This window comes from Streptomyces sp. NPDC058650, assembly GCF_042717315.1.
In the GTDB taxonomy this organism is placed as follows: Bacteria; Actinomycetota; Actinomycetes; order Streptomycetales; family Streptomycetaceae; genus Streptomyces.
In genome coordinates this window covers 1-18,819 of record NZ_JBHXRL010000001.1, presented here as the reverse complement: position 1 = coordinate 18,819, position 18,819 = coordinate 1, and the positions used below count along the sequence as shown (strand labels likewise).

General features: G+C 73.1%; 16 protein-coding genes. 11 read left to right on the top strand and 5 right to left on the bottom strand.

The features are described from left to right. Positions 1-39 precede the first annotated feature (39 nt). A complete protein-coding gene (locus ACFWWU_RS00080; RefSeq protein WP_384137241.1) occupies positions 40-921 on the top strand; it encodes a hypothetical protein in 882 nt (293 codons plus the stop codon). A gap of 130 nt (positions 922-1,051) precedes the next feature. Here the strand turns inward: ACFWWU_RS00080 and disA are convergent, their stop codons facing one another. After that, complete coding sequence (gene disA / locus ACFWWU_RS00075) at positions 1,052-2,176, bottom strand: DNA integrity scanning diadenylate cyclase DisA (RefSeq protein WP_384137240.1); 1,125 nt, start codon at positions 2,174-2,176, stop codon at positions 1,052-1,054. Between the two features lie 285 nt (positions 2,177-2,461). Then, on the bottom strand, positions 2,462-3,865 hold the full coding sequence (gene radA, locus ACFWWU_RS00070; protein ID WP_384137238.1) for a DNA repair protein RadA: 1,404 nt from the start codon (positions 3,863-3,865) through the stop codon (positions 2,462-2,464). Between the two features lie 184 nt (positions 3,866-4,049). Between radA and ACFWWU_RS00065 the strand changes: the two genes are divergently transcribed. Further along, positions 4,050-5,894: a hypothetical protein gene (locus ACFWWU_RS00065; protein ID WP_384137236.1), complete on the top strand. Its 1,845-nt coding sequence runs from the start codon at positions 4,050-4,052 to the stop codon at positions 5,892-5,894. Between the two features lie 33 nt (positions 5,895-5,927). Here ACFWWU_RS00065 and ACFWWU_RS00060 read toward each other — a convergent pair whose 3' ends face one another. After that, on the bottom strand, positions 5,928-6,836 hold the full coding sequence (locus ACFWWU_RS00060) for a hypothetical protein (RefSeq protein WP_384137234.1): 909 nt from the start codon (positions 6,834-6,836) through the stop codon (positions 5,928-5,930). Positions 6,837-6,877: 41 nt separating this feature from the next. On the opposite strand from ACFWWU_RS00060, the gene ACFWWU_RS00055 reads away from it, so the two are divergent. The 4 genes from ACFWWU_RS00055 (at position 6,878) to ilvD (ending at position 11,327) form a co-directional block, all read left to right on the top strand. Beyond that, on the top strand, positions 6,878-7,810 hold the full coding sequence (locus ACFWWU_RS00055) for a Ppx/GppA family phosphatase (protein ID WP_384137233.1): 933 nt from the start codon (positions 6,878-6,880) through the stop codon (positions 7,808-7,810). A gap of 95 nt (positions 7,811-7,905) precedes the next feature. After that, the gene (locus ACFWWU_RS00050) at positions 7,906-8,742 is read left to right on the top strand and encodes a sugar phosphate isomerase/epimerase family protein (protein ID WP_384137232.1); all 837 of its coding nucleotides are present in this window, start codon (positions 7,906-7,908) and stop codon (positions 8,740-8,742) included. Then, entirely contained in the window at positions 8,739-9,350 is a 612-nt protein-coding gene (locus ACFWWU_RS00045) for a TetR family transcriptional regulator (protein ID WP_384137231.1), read from the top strand. Before ACFWWU_RS00050 ends, ACFWWU_RS00045 begins: the two co-directional genes overlap by 4 nt. A gap of 123 nt (positions 9,351-9,473) precedes the next feature. Further along, a complete protein-coding gene (gene ilvD / locus ACFWWU_RS00040; RefSeq protein ID WP_384137229.1) occupies positions 9,474-11,327 on the top strand; it encodes a dihydroxy-acid dehydratase in 1,854 nt (617 codons plus the stop codon). A gap of 74 nt (positions 11,328-11,401) precedes the next feature. Here ilvD and ACFWWU_RS00035 read toward each other — a convergent pair whose 3' ends face one another. After that, complete coding sequence (locus ACFWWU_RS00035) at positions 11,402-13,567, bottom strand: PQQ-binding-like beta-propeller repeat protein (protein WP_384137227.1); 2,166 nt, start codon at positions 13,565-13,567, stop codon at positions 11,402-11,404. A gap of 156 nt (positions 13,568-13,723) precedes the next feature. On the opposite strand from ACFWWU_RS00035, the gene ACFWWU_RS00030 reads away from it, so the two are divergent. From ACFWWU_RS00030 to proC, 5 genes are all read left to right on the top strand, one after another. Next, positions 13,724-14,041: an SH3 domain-containing protein gene (locus ACFWWU_RS00030; RefSeq protein ID WP_384137225.1), complete on the top strand. Its 318-nt coding sequence runs from the start codon at positions 13,724-13,726 to the stop codon at positions 14,039-14,041. 36 nt (positions 14,042-14,077) lie between these two features. Then, on the top strand, positions 14,078-14,602 hold the full coding sequence (locus tag ACFWWU_RS00025; protein WP_384137223.1) for a hypothetical protein: 525 nt from the start codon (positions 14,078-14,080) through the stop codon (positions 14,600-14,602). Between the two features lie 77 nt (positions 14,603-14,679). Further along, complete coding sequence (locus tag ACFWWU_RS00020; RefSeq protein WP_384137221.1) at positions 14,680-15,534, top strand: ABC transporter ATP-binding protein; 855 nt, start codon at positions 14,680-14,682, stop codon at positions 15,532-15,534. Further along, positions 15,531-16,268 (top strand): ABC transporter permease, encoded by a 738-nt coding sequence (locus ACFWWU_RS00015; protein WP_384137219.1) that lies wholly within the window; start codon positions 15,531-15,533, stop codon positions 16,266-16,268. Before ACFWWU_RS00020 ends, ACFWWU_RS00015 begins: the two co-directional genes overlap by 4 nt. Positions 16,269-16,353: 85 nt before the next feature. After that, positions 16,354-17,163 (top strand): pyrroline-5-carboxylate reductase, encoded by an 810-nt coding sequence (gene proC / locus ACFWWU_RS00010; protein ID WP_329622750.1) that lies wholly within the window; start codon positions 16,354-16,356, stop codon positions 17,161-17,163. Positions 17,164-17,217: 54 nt separating this feature from the next. Here the strand turns inward: proC and trpS are convergent, their stop codons facing one another. Further along, the gene (gene trpS, locus ACFWWU_RS00005) at positions 17,218-18,216 is read right to left on the bottom strand and encodes a tryptophan--tRNA ligase (RefSeq protein WP_384137217.1); all 999 of its coding nucleotides are present in this window, start codon (positions 18,214-18,216) and stop codon (positions 17,218-17,220) included. Positions 18,217-18,819 lie beyond the last annotated feature (603 nt).

Sequence of the window (18,819 nt, the reverse complement as noted above, 5' to 3'; positions counted from 1 at the left end):
GGGCGGGAGTTGGGCCGGATCTCTCGTAAGGTTCGGGTCGTGGGATCTTTGCGCAATCCGGTCGGGCCGCTTCCCTCCACCATCTATTGGCGACGGAGGGCGGTGGCGCTGTGCCTGGTGGCGGTTCTCGCCCTGCTCGCCGTATGGGCCGTCGCCTCGGGTGACGGCGGGGGGAAGAAGGCGAACGACGCCGCCAACGGCTCGTCGCCCACACCCCCTTCGATCACTCCAGGCCCCTCCGGCACCGGCCCGGCGATCAGCCAACAGCCCGGCGGCCGGGACGAGTCGGGCGACTCCGGCGATACGTCGGGCGACTCCGGCGACACGTCGGGCGGCGACGGCGACGGCGGTGGCTCCGCAGGCTCCGGTACGGACGCGGGCTCGGGCTCCGGTACGGGCGCCGGCGCCGGTACGGACTCGGGCTCCGGCGGCACCGGGAAGAACGGCGACACCGACGGCGCGGGCGGCGACGGCGGCGCGGGCACCGGCGCGGGGCAGCAGGTTCCGGCCAATTCCCCGCTCCCGAACTGCCCTTCCGGAGCACTCCAGTTGACGCTGCGCAGCGCCAAGCTCTCCTACGAGGCGGGCGAGAAGCCCCGTTTCCACCTGGTCGCCAAGAACACCTCGAACACCGCCTGCAAGGCCGACTTCGGGCCGCGCAGCGCGATTCTGACGATCAGTGACAAGCAGGCCGACGCGGTCTGGGCGTCCGACGACTGCCCGCGCCCCGGCAACCCGCTCCTGCTGAGCCTCCCCGCACAGGCCACGGTCACCCACACCGTGGAGTGGGATCGCGGGCGCAGCGCGCCGCAGTGCGCCACGGCCCCGGCGGGCCAGGCCGGCCCCGGGACCTACCTGGTGGAGGCGACGATGGCGGGCGCGAAGGTCGCCCCGGCCTCGTTCACGCTGGCCAAGGACTAGGGCCTGTCCGACGACTAGGGCCCGTCCGACCCTGATCCGCCGGACAGGACCTTAAGCCGGGCCCGGCCTCGCAGCCGGGCCTCGCGACGCGGACACGGGCACGTGCACGGGCACGGCACCGACCTCGGGATCAGACGTACCGCTCCAGGATCGAGGACTCCGCGAGCCGCGAGAGGCCCTCGCGCACGCTGCGGGCGCGGGCCTCGCCGACCCCGTCGACGGTCTGGAGGTCGTCGACACTCGCCGCGAGGAGCTTCTGCAGCCCGCCGAAGTGCTCCACGAGCCGCTCGATGATCGCGCCCGGCAGCCGCGGCACCTTCGCGAGGAGCCGGTAGCCGCGCGGCGAGACGGCCGAGTCGAGAGTCTCGGGCGAGCCGCTGTAGCCCAGCGCCCTCGCCACGACGGGAAGCTCGAGCAGTTCGGTGTGGGTGAGCGCGTCCAGCTCGGTGAGCGCCTCGGCGACCGTCCGCGAACGCTTGGCGGTGGGCTCGGGCACGTAGTCCCGGACCACCAGCTCGCGCTCCGGCTCCACACCCGCGATCAGCTCGTCGAGCTGGAGCGACAGGAGCCGTCCGTCGGTGCCGAGCTCGACCACGTACTCGGCGATCTCGGTGGCGATCCGGCGCACCATCTCCAGGCGCTGGGCGACGGCGGTGACGTCCCGGACCGTGACCAGGTCCTCGATCTCCAGCGCGGAGAGCGTGCCGGCGACCTCGTCGAGCCGGAGCTTGTACCGCTCCAGGGTCGCGAGCGCCTGGTTGGCGCGGGAGAGGATCGCGGCCGACTCCTCCAGGACCCGGCGCTCACCGTTCACGTACAGCGCGATCAGACGCATCGACTGCGAGACGGAGACGACCGGGTAATTGCACTGCTTGGAGACCCGGTCGGCGGTGCGGTGCCGGGTGCCGGTCTCGTCGGTGGGGATGGAGGCGTCCGGGACCAGCTGCACACCGGCGCGGTGGATCTTGGTGATGTCCTTGTCGAGGACGAGCGCGCCGTCGAGCTTGCACAGCTCACGCAGGCGCGTCGCGGCGAACTCGACGTCCAGCACGAAGCCGCCGGTGCACATCGAGTCGACCGTCTTGTCCAGGCCGAGCACGAGGAGACCGCCCGTGTTTCCCCGGAGGATCCGCTCCAGGCCGTCGCGCAGCGCGGTGCCAGGGGCGACCGCGCTGAGGGCGGCCCGCATCAGCGCTTCATTGCCGGAGCCCGCGCCGGACTTCCCGGGAGCTGTTGCCCCGTCCTTCGCTGCCACTGCACTCCTCCGGCTCGTACGGATGGGCGAGACCAGGGCAAAGTCTAGCGACACCGCCCCGCCCCCCTCCGCCGCGCGCCGGTCAAGGGTGCGGCGCGAGGGGCCGGAGGACCCCTGTCATGCCCCCTCGCCTACCCCTCGGGGTCCCTCGTCTACCCCTCCGACGCCCCCGCTCACCCCTCCGACGACCTCGGCCCACGCCCGCGAGGGGACTTCCTCCGCCACCCCTCCGTCGGCCCCGCCCGACGCTGCGAAGGCCCTGCCCAGGCCTCCGACGCCCCGGTCCTATCCCTCCGCGCTCTCCGCGCGCGGCGCGCGGCGGCTGCGTGGCAGGACGCGCAGCGCCTCCCCCATGTCCGCGACCTCTGTCACCTTCATGCCCGCCGGCACCCTGCCCGGGTCCGGCGGCACCAGCGCGTGCGTGAAGCCCAGCCGGTGCGCCTCGGCCAGCCGGCGCTGGACGCCCGTCACCCGGCGGACCTCGCCCGCGAGCCCGACCTCACCGATCGCCACCAGGTTCTTCGGCAGCGGGGTGTCGCTCGCCGCGGAGGCGAGGGCGAGCGCGATCGCCAGGTCGGCGGCGGGCTCGGAGAGCTTCACGCCGCCCACGGTCGCGCTGTAGATGTCCCGCTTGCCCAGCGCACTGATCCGGCCCCGCTGCTCCAGGACCGCCAGCATCATCGAGACCCGGGAGGTCTCCAGACCGGAGACGGTCCGGCGTGGCGAGGGGATCTGGGAGTCCACCGTCAGCGACTGGACCTCGGCGACGAGCGGACGGCGGCCCTCCAGGGTCACCGTCAGGCAGGTGCCCGGCACGGCCACGTCACGCCGGGTCAGGAAGAGCCCGGACGGGTCGGTCAGGCCCGTGATGCCCTCGTCGTGCAGCTCGAAGCAGCCGACCTCGTCGGTCGCCCCGTAGCGGTTCTTCACGCCCCGGACCAGGCGCAGGCGCGCGTGCCGGTCGCCCTCGAAGCTCAGGACGACGTCGACCAGGTGCTCCAGGAGCCGGGGCCCGGCGATGGCGCCGTCCTTGGTGACGTGGCCGACGAGCAGCGTGGACATGCCCCGCTCCTTGGAGACCCGGATGAGGGCTCCGGCGACCTCGCGGACCTGCGCCATGCCGCCGGGCGCGCCGTCGATCTCGGGGGAGGCGACCGTCTGCACCGAGTCCATGATCAGCAGCGAGGGCTTCACGGCGTCGAGGTGGCCGAGGACGGCCGACAGATCGGTCTCGGCCGCCAGGTACAGGTGGTCGCTGAGCGCGCCGATCCGGTCGGCGCGCAGCCGGACCTGGCTCGCGGACTCCTCGCCCGTGACGTACAGCGTGCGGTGCTCGTCGCTCGCCGCCTTCGCCGCCACGTCGAGCAGCAGCGTGGACTTGCCGACGCCGGGCTCGCCCGCGAGCAGCACGACGGCGCCGGGCACCAGGCCCCCGCCGAGGACCCGGTCCAGCTCGTCGACGCCGGTCGAGCGGGCGGTCGCCTGCCGGCCGTCGACCTGCGCGATGGGGACGGCGGCGGTGGAGACCCGGCCGGCCGCGGTCGTCCGGACCGCGGGCGCGCCGTACTCCTCCACCGTCCCCCAGGCCTGGCACTCGGGGCAGCGGCCGAGCCACTTGGCCGTCTGCCAGCCGCACTCGGTGCAGCGGTAGGACGGCCGGTCCTTGGCGGTTTTCGTACGGGCAGCCATGGGCCACACCGTAGCGGCCCCCACTGACAACGACGGCCAGGGCCTGTCAGGCCCTCAGGGGCGTCCTCGATCGAGTGACGGAACATGAGGTTCCTGTCCCCCTTCGAGCGATAGCTTCACCCGTAAGAATGAGAAGTGCCCAAGCGGTACGAAGAGCGCCCTCCGTCCTGCCTACGGTCGCCCCGTGACGAGCAGCAGGCTGGATTCCTCCACACGCACCACCGGCGCACACCGGGCGCTCCGCGGCGCCGCGGAGCAGGGGCGCGCGCTCGGCCGCCGGCCACCCGCCCGCTACGAGGCCGCCCTCGACGGCCTCTACACGTACTGCCTCTCCGTGCTCTGCGAGCACGACACCGCCACCGCCGTCCTCGGCGACGTCCTCGCCGTCGCCGAGCGCCACCACGGCCGCTGCCCCTCCGACGAGGAGGGCCGTGCGGCCTGGCTGTACGCACTCGCCCGCTGGGCCTGTCTGCGCAGCCTCGGCGAGCAGCGCCGCAAGCGCCAGGGCGCCCACACCGGCCGCCCCGCCGTCACCGCGCCCGAGCCGCCCCCGGTCTCCGAGGAGACCGCCGAGCGCCGCCGCGCCGAACTCGCCAGGCTCGCCTGGCCCGAGGCCGCCGGCACCACCCCCGACCAGCGCGAGGCCCTGGAGCTGGCCGCCCGGCACGGCCTGAGCCACCGCCAGATCGCCGCCGTCCTCTCCCTCGACCCGCTCGCCGCCCGCGAGCTCCTCGCCACGGCCGCCTGCGAGGTCGAGCGGACCCGCGCCGCCCTCGCCGTCGTCGAGACCGGCAGCTGCCCCACCGTCGCGCGGCTCACCAGCGACCACCGGGTGCTCCTCTCCGCCGCCCTGCGCGCCGAACTCGTCCGGCACGTCGACGACTGCCCCCGCTGCCGCCGGGCCGCCGAGCGGGTCGGCGCCACCGGCCCCTGGCCAGGCGCCGCGCCCCGCCCGCCGGACCGGCTGCCGCTCGTCGAGGCGCCCCGGGCCGCCGCCTACATGGCGATGCTGCACGTCCCGCGCGCGCGTGCCGGTGCCCCGCGCTTCACCCCGACCGGCTTCCCCATGGACCCCAAGGACCACACGGCCCGGCGCGACCGGATGCGGGCCCGCGCGGTGACCACCACCGTCGTCGCGGCCGTCGTGGCCGCGCCGGTCCTCGCCCTGTGGACCTCGTACCGCGGCACCTCCGCCGCCGACGAGGGCGTCCAGGGCGGCACCAGGATCAGCGCGCGCGAGGCGGACGAACGGGTGGACGAGGACGGCCTCCCGTACGACCACTACGAGAACGCGGGCAACGCCCGCACCACCCCCGAGCCCCGCTTCACCCGCGGCAGCCGCTTCCTGGGGGTCTCCCCGCCGGAGGCAGGGGGAGTCTCGGTCGAGGTCGTCAGCCCCGGCGGCCCCACGGGCCCCGCAGGACCCTCCCGGCCCGGCGAGCCCGCCCCCGGCTGGCTCACGGTCGGCGCGCGCGGCTCCGGCGACCTGACGATGCTCACGCTCACCGCCGACGGCGGCTCGCCCGTCGTCTGGTCGCTGTGGACGGACGCCCCTTGGCTGTACGTGAGCCGGGCCTCCGGCACGCTCCGCCCCGGCGAGACGGTCACGATCGTCGTCCGCGTCGACCACGGGCGCGAGCCCGCGGGCGCGTGGAGCGCCCGCGTCGGCGTGAACCCCTCGGGCGCGGTCGTCAGGATCGACGGTCAGGGGCAGACCGCCCCGCCACAGGTCACCCGCCCGGTCACCCCGCCGCCCACGACGACCGACCCGACCACACCGCCGACGATCCCGCCGACATCGCCGCCGACGACCCCGCCGACCACGACCCCGCCGACGACGGAACCGACCACACCCCCGCCGACGACCGACCCGGGCACGACACCGCCCACCTCACCACCGACCACGGAGCCGACCACCCCGCCGCCGACGACGGAGCCGAGCACGCCCCCGCCGACGACCGACCCGGGCACGACGGACCCGGGCACGCCCCCGCCGACGACGGACGACCCGCCGCCGTCCGGCCCCTGAGGCGCCTGAGACGCCTGAGAGGCCTGAGACGCCTTACGAGGCCGGGTCGACCGGGTCGGCCGGATGCGGGGCCACCAGCGGCAGCTGCGAGGCCAGCCGGGCCTCGCACAGGCCGACCAGGACCTCGTACGCCTCCTTGCCCATCATCTCCGTCAGCTCCGGCCGGTACGTGACGTAGACGGGCTCCCCGGCCCCGTGCGCCGAGGTGGCCGAGGTGCACCACCAGTGCAGGTCGTGGCCGCCCGGACCCCAGCCCCGGCGGTCGTACTCGCCGATCGACACCTGGAGGACCTTGGTGTCGTCGGGCCGGTCGATCCAGTCGTACGTCCGGCGCACCGGCAGCTGCCAGCACACGTCCGGCTTGGTCTCCAGCGGCTCCTTGCCCTCCTTCAGGGCCAGGATGTGCAGCGAGCAGCCCGCGCCGCCCGCGAAACCGGGCCGGTTCTGGAAGATGCAGGACCCCTCCCAGCGGCGGGTCTGCCGGTCGCCGTCCTCGTCGAGCTGCACCCAGCCCGAATCCGTACCGACGTCGTGGAACTGCCACAGCTCCGGCGTGAGCCGGGCCACGTGCGACGCGACCCGCTTCTCGTCGTCGTCATCGGAGAAGTGCGCGCCCAGCGTGCAGCAGCCGTCGTCGGCCCGGCCCGCCTGGATGCCCTGGCAGCCGCTGCCGAAGATGCAGGTCCAGCGCGAGGTCAGCCAGGTCAGGTCGCAGCGGAACACCTGTTCGGCGTCGGCCGGATCGGGAAACTCGACCCACGCCCGCGCGAAGTCCAGCCCCTTCTCGTCCGGCTCCACGCCCTTGCCGCGCTTCTTGGCGCCCTTCACGGCCCCGCTCTTCACGGCCTTCTCCGCTTTACCGGCCTTATCGGCCTTGGCGGCCTTCACACCCGTCTCGCCGCTGCTGTCCTTGCCAGGCTTCGCCTGCTTCGTCTTTGGCACAACACCAAGCGTATGCGGGCCGGAGCAGTAGCGTTCCGCCCATGAGACTCGGAGTCCTCGACGTCGGTTCGAACACGGTGCACCTGCTGGTGGTGGACGCCCACCCCGGCGCCCGCCCGCTGCCCGCCCACTCCCACAAGGCGGAGCTGCGGCTCGCCGAGCTCCTCGACGAGCGGGGCGCGATCGCGCCCGACGGCGTCGAGCGGCTCATCGCGACCGTCCGGGACGCGCTCCTGGCGGCCGAGGACAAGGGCTGCGAGGAGGTGCTGCCCTTCGCCACCTCGGCGGTGCGCGAAGCCACCAACGCCGACGCCGTCCTCGCCCGGGTCAAGGACGAGACCGGGGTCGACCTCCAGGTCCTCACCGGCGAGGAGGAGGCCCGGCTCACCTTCCTCGCCGCCCGCCGCTGGTTCGGCTGGTCCGCGGGCAAGCTCCTCCTCCTCGACATCGGCGGCGGCTCCCTCGAAGTCGCGTACGGCATCGACGAGGACCCGGACACGGCGGTCTCCCTGCCGCTCGGCGCGGGCCGGCTCACCTCGGGCTGGCTGCCCGGTGAGCGGGCCGACGCCGACGCCGTGAAGGCGCTGCGCAGGCACGTCCGTGCCCAGATCGCCCGTACGGTCGGCGAGTTCCGCCGCTTCGGCCGCCCCGACCACGTCGTGGCCACCTCCAAGACCTTCAAGCAGCTCGCCCGGATCGCCGGCGCGCCCGGTTCGGGGGACGGCCTGTACGTCCAGCGCGTCCTGACGCGCAAGTCCCTGGCGGAGTGGGTCCCGCGCCTCGCCTCGATGACCGTCCCCGAGCGCGCGGCCCTGCCGGGCGTCTCCGAGGGCCGCGCCGGCCAGCTCCTCGCGGGCGCGCTCGTCGCCGAGGGCGCGATGGACCTGCTCGGGGTGGAGGAGCTGGAGATCTGCCCGTGGGCGCTGCGCGAGGGCGTGATCCTGCGCCGCCTGGACCACCTGCCGGAGGAGTGACCGACGCGGGACCGTCCCGCCGGATGCGTGGGTGGCGCATCCGGCGTGACCGGAACCACCTCCCGGGCCCCCGGCCCGCCCCGTACCCTGTCGGGGTGGCAGAACCAGTGGTGCGCGTCCCGGATGCGAAGGTCGCCCTGTCGACGGCCTCGGTCTATCCGGAGTCGACGGCGACGGCCTTCGAGATCGCCGCGCGCCTCGGGTACGACGGCGTCGAGGTCATGGTGTGGACCGACCCCGTCAGCCAGGACATCGAGGCGCTGCGCCGCCTCTCCGACTACCACCAGGTCCCGATCCTGGCCGTCCACGCCCCCTGCCTCCTCATCACCCAGCGCGTCTGGTCCACCGACCCGTGGGTCAAGCTCCAGCGCGCCCGGGCGGCGGCCGAGAAGCTCGGCGCGTCGGCGGTCGTCGTCCACCCGCCGTTCCGCTGGCAGCGCCAGTACGCGAAGGACTTCGTCACCGGCATCTGGCGGATGGCGGACGAGACCGACGTCCGGTTCGCCGTCGAGAACATGTACCCGTGGCGGTACAAGGACCGCGAGATGCTCGCGTACGCCCCCGAGTGGGACGTCACGAAGGACGACTACCGGCACTTCACCGTCGACCTCTCGCACACCGCGACCGCCCGCACCGACGCCCTCGCGATGATCGACCGCATGGGCGACCGCCTCGGCCACGTCCACCTCGCCGACGGCAAGGGCTCCGCCAAGGACGAGCACCTGGTCCCGGGCCGGGGCACACAGCCCTGCGCCGAACTCCTGGAGCGGCTCGCGCTCACCGGCTTCGACGGCCACGTCGTCATCGAGGTCAACACCCGCCGCGCGATGTCAGCCGCCGAACGAGAGGCTGACCTCGCCGAGGCCCTGGCCTTCACCCGCCTCCACCTCGCGTCCGCCGCCGGCCGCCCCACCCGGGTCCCGCGCCCGTGACCGACCCGGCCCCGCGCCGGCGCGGCCGCCCGTCCCGTACCGATGAGGACAGCGGACCGGGCGCGCGCGAACGCATCCTGGAGGCGGCCCGCACGCAGTTCGCGGAGCGCGGGTACGACAAGGCCTCCGTCCGCGGCATCGCCAAGGCCGCCGGCGTGGACCCGGCACTCGTGCACCATTACTTCGGGACGAAGGACGAGGTCTTCGCCGCCGCGATCGAGGTCTCGTTCGAGCCGGCGCTCGTCGTCCCGGCGATCCTCGGCGGCCCGCGCGAGGCCATCGGCGAACGGCTCGCGCGCTTCTTCATCGGCGTCTGGGAGAACCCGGTCAGCCGCGCCCCGCTCCTCGCGATCGTCCGCTCCGCGCTGACCCACGAGGCCGCGGCCAAGGTGCTGCGGACCTTCGTGCTCCGCCGGCTCCTGGAGCGGATCGCGGCCGAACTCGACGTACCGGAGCCGAGCTTCCGGGCGGAGCTGGCGGCGTCCCACATGATCGGGATCGTGATCCTGCGGTACGTGATCCAGGTCGAGCCGCTGGCCTCGGCCGACCCGGAGGAGATCGTGGCCCAGGTGGCCCCGACGCTCCAGCGGTACCTGACCGAGAGCTGAGAAGGTCCCCGGAACCTGACCGAAAGCTGAACACCCCGTCCGTCATACGGACAGGCTGTCCAGATCTTGGAGCGTCGGCGTACGCTCGAAGGCAAGCACACCCATCACGAGGAGCGAGCGACGATGCCCGAGCTGAGGTCCCGCACAGTCACCCACGGACGCAACATGGCGGGCGCACGCGCCCTTATGCGCGCCTCCGGTGTACCGGGCGCGGACATCGGCCGTAAGCCGATCATCGCCGTCGCCAACTCCTTCACGGAGTTCGTCCCCGGCCACACCCACCTCCAGCCGGTCGGCCGGATCGTCTCCGAGGCCATCACGGCCGCCGGTGGCATCGCCCGCGAGTTCAACACGATCGCCGTCGACGACGGCATCGCGATGGGCCACGGCGGCATGCTCTACAGCCTGCCGTCCCGCGACCTGATCGCGGACAGCGTGGAGTACATGGTCGAGGCGCACTGCGCCGACGCCCTGATCTGCATCTCCAACTGCGACAAGATCACCCCCGGCATGCTGATGGCCGCTCTGCGCCTCAACATCCCGACGGTCTTCGTCTCCGGCGGCCCGATGGAGTCCGGCCGCGCGGTCCTCGTCGACGGCACGGTCCGCACGCTCGACCTGGTCGACGCGATGTCCGACGCCGTGAACCCGAACATCTCGGACGAGGACATGCTCCGGATCGAGGAGAACGCCTGTCCGACCTGCGGGTCCTGTTCCGGCATGTTCACCGCCAACTCGATGAACTGCCTGACCGAGGCGATCGGCCTCTCCCTCCCCGGCAACGGCTCGCTCCTCGCGACCCACACCGGCCGCAAGGCGCTGTACGAGAACGCGGCCCGCACGGTCGTCGACATCACCCGCCGGTACTACGACGAGGACGACGCCTCCGTCCTGCCGCGCGCGGTCGCGACCCGCGCCGCCTTCGAGAACGCCATGGCCCTCGACATCGCCATGGGCGGCTCGACCAACACGATCCTGCACCTGCTCGCCGCCGCCCAGGAGGCCGAGCTCGACTACGGCCTCAGCGACATGGACGAGGTCTCGCGCCGGGTGCCCTGCCTGGCCAAGGTCGCCCCGAACGTCGCCAAGGACCGCACGTACTACATGGAGGACGTGCACCGGGCGGGCGGCATCCCGGCCATCCTCGGCGAGCTGTACCGCGCCGGTCTGCTCAACGAGGACGTCCACTCCGTCCACTCCCGCTCCATCAAGGAGTGGCTGGACGCCTGGGACGTGCGCGGCGGCTCCCCGACGGACGAGGCCGTCGAGCTGTTCCACGCGGCCCCCGGCTGCGTCCGCTCGGCGACCGCCTTCTCGCAGTCCGAGCGCTGGGAGGCGCTGGACGTGGACGCGGCCGGCGGCTGCATCCGCGACGCGGCCCACGCGTACTCGAAGGACGGCGGCCTCGCGGTCCTGCGCGGCAACCTGGCCGTGGACGGCTGCGTGGTGAAGACGGCCGGCGTCGACGAGTCGATCTGGACCTTCGAGGGCCCGGCCGTCGTCTGCGAGTCCCAGGACGAGGCCGTCGAGAAGATCCTCAACAAGCAGGTCACCGACGGCGACGTCGTCGTCATCCGCTACGAGGGCCCGCGCGGCGGCCCCGGCATGCAGGAGATGCTCTACCCGACGTCCTTCCTCAAGGGCCGGGGCCTGGGCAAGACCTGCGCGCTGGTGACGGACGGCCGTTTCTCCGGCGGCACGTCGGGCCTGTCCATCGGCCACGCCTCCCCGGAGGCGGCCTCGGGCGGCACGATCGCCCTCGTCGAGGACGGCGACCGGATCCGTATCGACATCCCGAGCCGCTCGATCGAGCTCCTCGTCGACGAGGCCACCCTGGCGGCCCGCCGCGAGGCGCTGAACGGCGTGTACGCGCCGAAGAACCGCGAGCGCAAGGTGTCGGCGGCCCTGAAGGCGTACGCGGCGATGGCGACGAGCGCGGACAAGGGCGCGGTCCGGGACGTGTCGAAGCTGGGCTGAGCCCGGGAGACGGACGTACGACGGCGGGGAGCGGGTGACGACCCACTCCCCGCTTTCGCGTCCGAACTACCGCCTCACCAGGACTCGGGCTCGCGCGCGTCGACCGCGAAGACGGAGCCGTCGGGCGCCGTCCCGAACACCCGGTCCCCGGCGACCAGCGGCTCGGGAACCATGGGCGCGTAGCCGAGCCGCCCGTTCCGCAGCCGCGGCCGGGTCTGGCCGATCAGCGCCCCGCGCTGGGTGTTGACGGCGAGCAGCCGTCCGTCCTGGACGGAGAAGTAGAGGCGGTCGTCGCCGCCGAGGACCGGCACGGAGACGTTCCCGGCGCCCGTCTCCAGCTCCCACAGCACCCGCCCCTTCTCCGCGGCGGTGTCGAAGGCGGTGAGGTGGCCGTTCGCGTCGAGGATGTGGACGACCGCGCCGCGCACGGCGACGCCCCGGACGTCGATCCGGTGGGGCAGGGCCAGTCGCCGCACCGAGTCCGCCGAGCCGTCGGGGCCCACCAGGACCAGGCCGTCGATCAGCGGGTCCTGGTAGTGGTCGGCGAGGACGAGGGCTCCGTCGCCGGTGCGGCCGAGTGCGGCGAGATCGCCGTCCAGGCTCCGCTGCCAGACCACCTCGCCGGTCCGGGGCCGGACCGTACCGACCCGTGTGCTCGTCGCGTCGGCCGAGGTCTCGGTGACGGACAGCAGCCCGGAAGGAGCGTCGTACGCGCCGAGCCGCGGGACCGCGAAACCGGTCAGACCGTGCCGCCAGAGCTCCTTCCCGCTGCGGCTGTCGAGGGCCCGGAGCCCGCCCCGCCCGTCGGACAGGACGACAGCGCTGCCGGCCGCCCGGTACAGCTCGGGGGCACCCTCGGTCTCGCTGGCGCTCCACCCCGGGGCGCCGCCCCCGGTCGCGTACGCCCGCAGCGGGTCCGTGGGCGCGGCGGCGCCGACCAGGCCGTCGGCCAGGAGGACGGGAGCGGTCGGGGTCTCCGAGTCGATGGGGGTGGTCCGCGACCAGAGGACCCGTCCGGTGACGGGGTCGAGCCGGGCGATGCCGACGCCCCGGGCCACGCAGTACAGCGCGCCGCCGCCGTGGGCGCAGGCCGGGGCCGCCGTGGGGCCCCGCTCCTGGAGCGGCGTACGCCAGCCCGCGAACGCCGTGGCCACCTCGTCCGGCCGGGCGGGGGTCTCGGGCCCGCCGTCCGCGGGCGTGCTCAGCGCCCCGTAGAGCCCGGCGCCGGTCAGCGCGAGCACGGCGACGAGGGCGGCGGTCAGCCGCGGCCGGATCCGCGGGCGCCGGCGGCGCGGGGGAGGCACGGTGGTCTCCCGGACGCGCGTGTCCGCGTCCCAGGCGGGGGAGGCGCCGGGCTCGCCCTCGGGCAGGGTGGGCCGCCGCCGCTGGGCCGGTATGAACGCCTCCGCCTTGTACGAGGGCGGCAGCAGCGCCGACATGATCTCGGCGGGGGTCGGCCGCTCGGCGGGCTCCTTGGCGAGGCAGCGCGCCACGAGCGGCGCCAGCTCCTCCGGCACGTCCGTCAGATCCGGCTCGTCGTGCACGACCTGGTAGGCCACGATGTACGGGCTGTCGGAGTCGAACGGGCCGTGTCCGGTCGCCGCGTGCACGAGGACCGAGCCCAGTGCGAAGACGTCCGCCGCGGGCCCGACCTCGCGCGGTCGCTGGAACTGCTCCGGGGCCATGAAGGGCGGCGAGCCGATGAGCTTGCCCGTCTCGGTGTGCAGGTCGCTGTCGACGGGCCGGGAGATGCCGAAGTCGATGACCTTGGGGCCGGTGTCGGTGAGCAGGACGTTGCTGGGCTTGAGGTCCCGGTGGACGACCCCGGCGCGGTGGATGTCGCGCAGCGCCTCCGCGAGCCCGGCGGTGAGCCGGCGCAGTTCGGCGGGGGACAGGGGGCCGTTCCGCCTCACCTGGTCGGCGAGGGTCGGCCCGGGCACGTAGAGCGTGGCCATCCAGGGGCGTACGGCATCGGGGTCGGCGTCGACGACGGGCGCCGTGAAGGCCCCGCTCACCCGCCGGGCGGCCGCGACCTCCTGGCGGAAACGGGCCCGGAACTCCGGGTCCTCCGCATACCGAGCGTGTACGACCTTGACCGCGAGCCGCAGGCCGGAGGCCGAGGCGGCGAGGTGGACGATCCCCATGCCGCCGGACCCCAGACACGCCTGGAGCCGGTAGTCGCCCGCGTACTCGGGCCCCTCCGCATCCCGGTCGGCGCCGGTGCTGCGCAACGGTGGCATCTCCCACCCCCGTGTGAATCCCCGTCACATCACGCGCGTGCGCGACCCGACGGAGCCTAGTCCATGGCACCCGCGATGTCGGAGGAGCTTGCTAGCCTGCGCGTCGCAGAGAGTGAAACTCGGCGTAGCGCTTTTGCGCCACAGGGGGAGGTCACCATGGGAACAGACGGCAAGCAGTCCACGGCGGGCGTGACGGCGGACGTTTCGACGACGGCGACGAGCGCGGTGAAGCGCTACGCGATCGCCCCGGGCCACCGGGTCAACGTCCGCTCGGGCCCGAGCACCCAGTACTCGATCGTCCGGTCGCTGGCCGCCGGCTCCACGGTGCCGATCCACTGCCAGAAGCCCGGTGAGTGGGTCAGCGGCCCGTACGGCACCACCAACCTCTGGGACAACATAGCCCCGGGCGAGTACGTCTCCGACGCGTACGTGAAGACGGGCAGCGACGGCTACGTCGCACCGCGCTGCGCCTGAGGCCCCCCCTCCGCCGCTCCGGGGATAATCGACCTCGTGAGCGACGACGAGCAGACCCCCGGCACGGAGCAGAACCCCGGCACGACGGCAGGCGGCCCGCAGCCCGAGGAGATCCGTTTCTTCGGTACGACCTGGGTCGACCACACCGGCAACTACGCGCTGCGCCGCGTCGGCCTGGCCGCCGGCTCGCTGGCCGCCGCCGTCGCGGCCTGCTTCGTGCTGCGCTTCGCGTACCAGGGCCTGGAGATCGCGGACATCGGCGGCCTCGTGAACATGCTGGTCGTCGTCATGTTCGCCGTCTGCAGCGCCATCGCCTTCCGCAAGACCTGGGAGGGGTTCGGCCGACGGCCCGCCGACCCCGGCCGCGAGGAGTCGCTGCGCAGCCTGAAGGCGATCGGCTTCATCGGCTCGCTCCTCGCCTACTTCGTCCGCTGCTTCACCGAGGCCCCCGGCGAGAAGCTGCGCCGCGCGGAGTACGAGACGTCCCGCGCCCAGTACGAGAAGCGCCGCGGCGCCCGCACGGGCAACCCGGCCGCCCGCAAGAAGCCCAAGCGCAAGTAACCCACCCCGCTGACCCACCCCGCTCCGTCCTCCCCGGATGGTTGACGGCCGGCACCCCCAGGAGCACTATTCATCGCATGATGAATTACCCGACGGGTGTGACGGGCTCGACGGAACAGGCCCACACAGCCGACAACACGACCGACACCGCGGCGGCCATCACCGCCCACGCCCTCACCACCGTCCGCGGCGAGCGCACCGTCCTCCGCGACCTCGACTTCACCGTCCCGTCCGGCCGCATCACCGGCCTCCTCGGCCCCTCCGGCTGCGGCAAGACCACCCTCATGCGCGCGATCGTCGGCACCCAGGCCAAGGTCGGCGGCACCCTCCAGGTCCTCGGCCGCCCCGCCGGCGACCCCGCCCTCCGCTCCCGCATCGGCTACGTCACCCAGGACCCCTCGGTCTACGACGACCTCACCGTCCGCCAGAACCTCGACTACTTCGCCGCCGTCCTCTTCCCCGGCCGCGCCCGCCGCCACGACCGCCGCACCGCCGTCGACCGGGCCCTCACCGACGTCGACCTCACCTCGCACGCCGACGCCCTCGCCGGCCGGCTCTCCGGCGGCCAGCGCAGCCGCGTCTCCCTCGCCGTCGCCCTCCTCGGCACCCCCGAACTCCTCGTCCTCGACGAGCCCACCGTCGGCCTCGACCCCGTCCTCCGCCGCGACCTCTGGAACCTCTTCCACCAGATCGCCGCCGACCGGGGGACGACACTCCTCGTCTCCTCCCACGTCATGGACGAAGCCGAGCGCTGCCACCGCCTCCTCCTCATGCGCGAGGGCGAGATCCTCGCCGAGGACACCCCCGAAGCCCTCCGCCGCCGCAACGACACGACCACCGTCGAAGAGGCCTTCCTCCACCTCGTCGACGCGGCAGCCGCCCGAGCCGGCCACCCCGGAACCGCACCCGCCCACGAGGAGCCCCGCTCATGAACAGCGCCCGCACCCTCGCCACCGCCGCCCGCGTCCTGCGTCAGCTCCGGCACGACCCCCGCTCGATCGCCCTGCTGCTCCTCGTCCCCTGCGTGATGCTCTTCCTGCTCCGGTACGTGTTCGACGGAAGCCCGGGCACCTTCGACAACATCGGCGCCTCGCTCCTCGGCATCTTCCCGCTCATCACGATGTTCCTGGTGACCTCCATCGCCACCCTCAGGGAACGCACCTCCGGCACCCTGGAACGCCTCCTCGCCATGCCCCTCGGCAAGGCCGACCTCATCGCCGGCTACGCCCTCGCCTTCGGCCTCCTCGCCGTCGTCCAGTCCACCCTGGCCACCGGCCTCGCCGTCTGGTTCCTCGGCCTCGACGTCGTCGGCTCCCCCTGGCTCCTCCTCCTGGTAGCCCTCCTCGACGCCCTCCTCGGCACCGCCCTCGGCCTCTTCGTCTCCGCCTTCGCCGCCTCGGAGTTCCAGGCCGTCCAGTTCATGCCGGCCGTGATCTTCCCCCAGCTCCTGCTCTGCGGACTCTTCACCCCGCGCGACCGGATGGCCCCCGCCCTCGAAGCGATCTCCGACGTCCTGCCCATGTCGTACGCCGTCGACGGCATGAACCAGGTCCTCCGCCACCCCGAGATCACCGGCGACTTCGTCCGCGACGCCCTCGTCGTCGCCGGCTGCGCCGTCCTCGTCCTCGCCCTCGGCGCGGCCACCCTCCGCCGCCGTACGGCATGACCGCCCCTCGGACACCCGCACACCACCCGGCCCGCCGGTGCGAGGATGACGACACGTACCCCCCTCCGGCGAGGTGAACAGAGCCATGACCCAGACCGTCGCAGTCCTCGGCACCGGCAAGATCGGTGAAGCGCTCCTCAGCGGCATGATCCGCGCCGGCTGGCGCCCCGCGAACCTCCTCGTCACCGCCCGCCGCACCGAACGCGCCGACGAGCTCCACGCCCGCTACGGCGTCGAGGCCGTCACCAACGCCGAGGCCGCCAAGCGCGCCGACACCCTCATCCTGGCCGTCAAGCCCCAGGACATGGGCCGCCTCCTCGAAGAGCTCGCCCCCCACGTCGCCGCCGACCGCCTCGTCATCAGCGCCGCCGCCGGCATCCCCACCTCCTTCATCGAGGAGCGCCTCACCGCCGGCACCCCCGTCGTCCGCGTCATGCCCAACACCCCCGTCCTCGTCGACGAAGGCATGTCCGTCATCTCCGGCGGCAGCCACGCCACCCCCGCGCACCTCGTCCACACCGAGGAGATCTTCGGCGGCGTCGGCAAGACCCTCCGCGTCCCCGAGTCCCAGCAGGACGCGGCCACCGCCCTCTCCGGCTCCGGCCCGGCCTACTTCTACTTCCTCGTCGAGGCCATGACCGACGCCGGCATCCTCCTCGGCCTCCCCCGCGCCCAGGCCCACGACCTCATCGTCCAGGCCGCGATCGGCGCCGCCGTGATGCTCCGCGACAGCGGCGAGCACCCCGTCAAGCTCCGCGAGGCCGTCACCTCCCCGGCCGGCACCACCATCAGCGCCATCCGCGAGCTGGAGAACCACGGCGTACGGGCCGCCCTCATCGCCGCCCTCGAAGCCGCCCGCGACCGCAGCCGCGAACTCGCCTCCGGCAACAGCTGACCCCCGCCCGCCGGGGGCCACCGACCCCCGGCGGAACCACCGCAACGCCTCCCGTCACCCCGCGGGCAGCAACCCGATCGCCCCATAGGCCCGGTCCACCAACGGCCGCGCCATGCCCCGGGCCCGCTCGGCCCCGTCCCGTAGCACCTGATCCACATGGCCCTGATCCGCCGCGAGCTCGGCATGCCGCTCCCGCAGCGGCCTCAGCAGCTCGACGACGGCGTCCGCCGTGTCCTTCTTCAACGCTCCGTACGATTCATATACACCGGCCAGCTCCTCCGGGTTCCCATCCGTCGCGGCCGCCAGCAGATCGAGCAGATTCGCGATCCCCGGTTTGACGTCCCGGTCGTACTCCACGTCCCGCCCGCTGTCGGTCACGGCCCGCATGATCTTCCGCCGCACGGTCTCCGCGTCGTCCAGCAGATAGACGATCCCGGCCCCGTTCGCGTGCGACTTCCCCATCTTCGACGTGGGGTCCTGAAGGTCCATGACCCGCGCGGCCACCCTGGGCCGCGTCGCCCTCGGCACGCTGAAGGTGTGCCCGTACCGCTGGTTGAACCGCACCGCCAGGTCCCGTGTCAGCTCCACGTGCTGCGTCTGGTCCTCACCCACCGGCACCTCGTCGGCCCCGTACGCCAGGATGTCCGCCGCCATCAGCACCGGATACGTCAGCAACGACAGCCGCACACCCTCCCCGGCGGCCCGCGCCGTCCCGCTCTTCTCCCTGTACTGGATCATCCGTCGCAGCTCGCCGTCCGTGGCCGTGCACTCCAGCAGATACGAGAGCCTGGCGTGCTCGTCCACATGGCTCTGCACGAACAGCGTGCACAGCTCCGGGTCCAGCCCGGCGGCCAGCAGCAGCGTCGCCGCCTGCCGGCTGAGCCGCCGCACCCGCCCCGGATCGTGTTCCACGGTCAGCGCGTGCAGGTCCACGACGCTGAACAGCGCCTCCGCCCGATGCTGATCGACCTCGACCCACCGCCGTACGGCCCCGAGGTAGTTGCCCAGCGTCAGGTGCCCGGTGGGCTTGATCCCGCTGAAGATCCTCGTCATCGCGTTCCTTCTCCCTCGGCTACGGGCCGCCGGCCCGACGGCCCGGCTCCCGGAGGGGGATACGCGAACGGCCGCCGAGACGGCGGCCGCTTGGTACATGCGCGAGTGCGGGCCGCCGGTCAGGCGGCCCACCACTGGGTGGTGTGCGCATGCGTACTCATACGGAGAGGCTACGCCCGAGGCCCGGGGTTGACACGGGATTACCCGGTCCGTAGTGTTCTCCGAGTTGTCCGACGTGAGCACCGACCCCGGTCGGCCCCGGACAGCCATTCCGCAAGACCCACAGAAGCTGACGACGCTTTGCCGCGCCGTCTGACTTTCCGTGTGTTTTTGCGAAATGAGGAATCCGCGTTCGAAGGTCTGAGCGCAAGCCGCCCGATTAGCGTCGGAGGCAGGAATTCGCTAAAGTCTCACTCGTCGGAACGGCCCAACAGCCGGAAAGACGAATCCCGCTGACTGGGAATCAGACGCCGAAAGGATCTGATAGAGTCGGAGACACAAGAACGAAGGAAGCCCGGAGGAAAGCCCGAGAGGGTGAGTACAAAGGAAGCGTCCGTTCCTTGAGAACTCAACAGCGTGCCAAAAATCAACGCCAGATTAGTT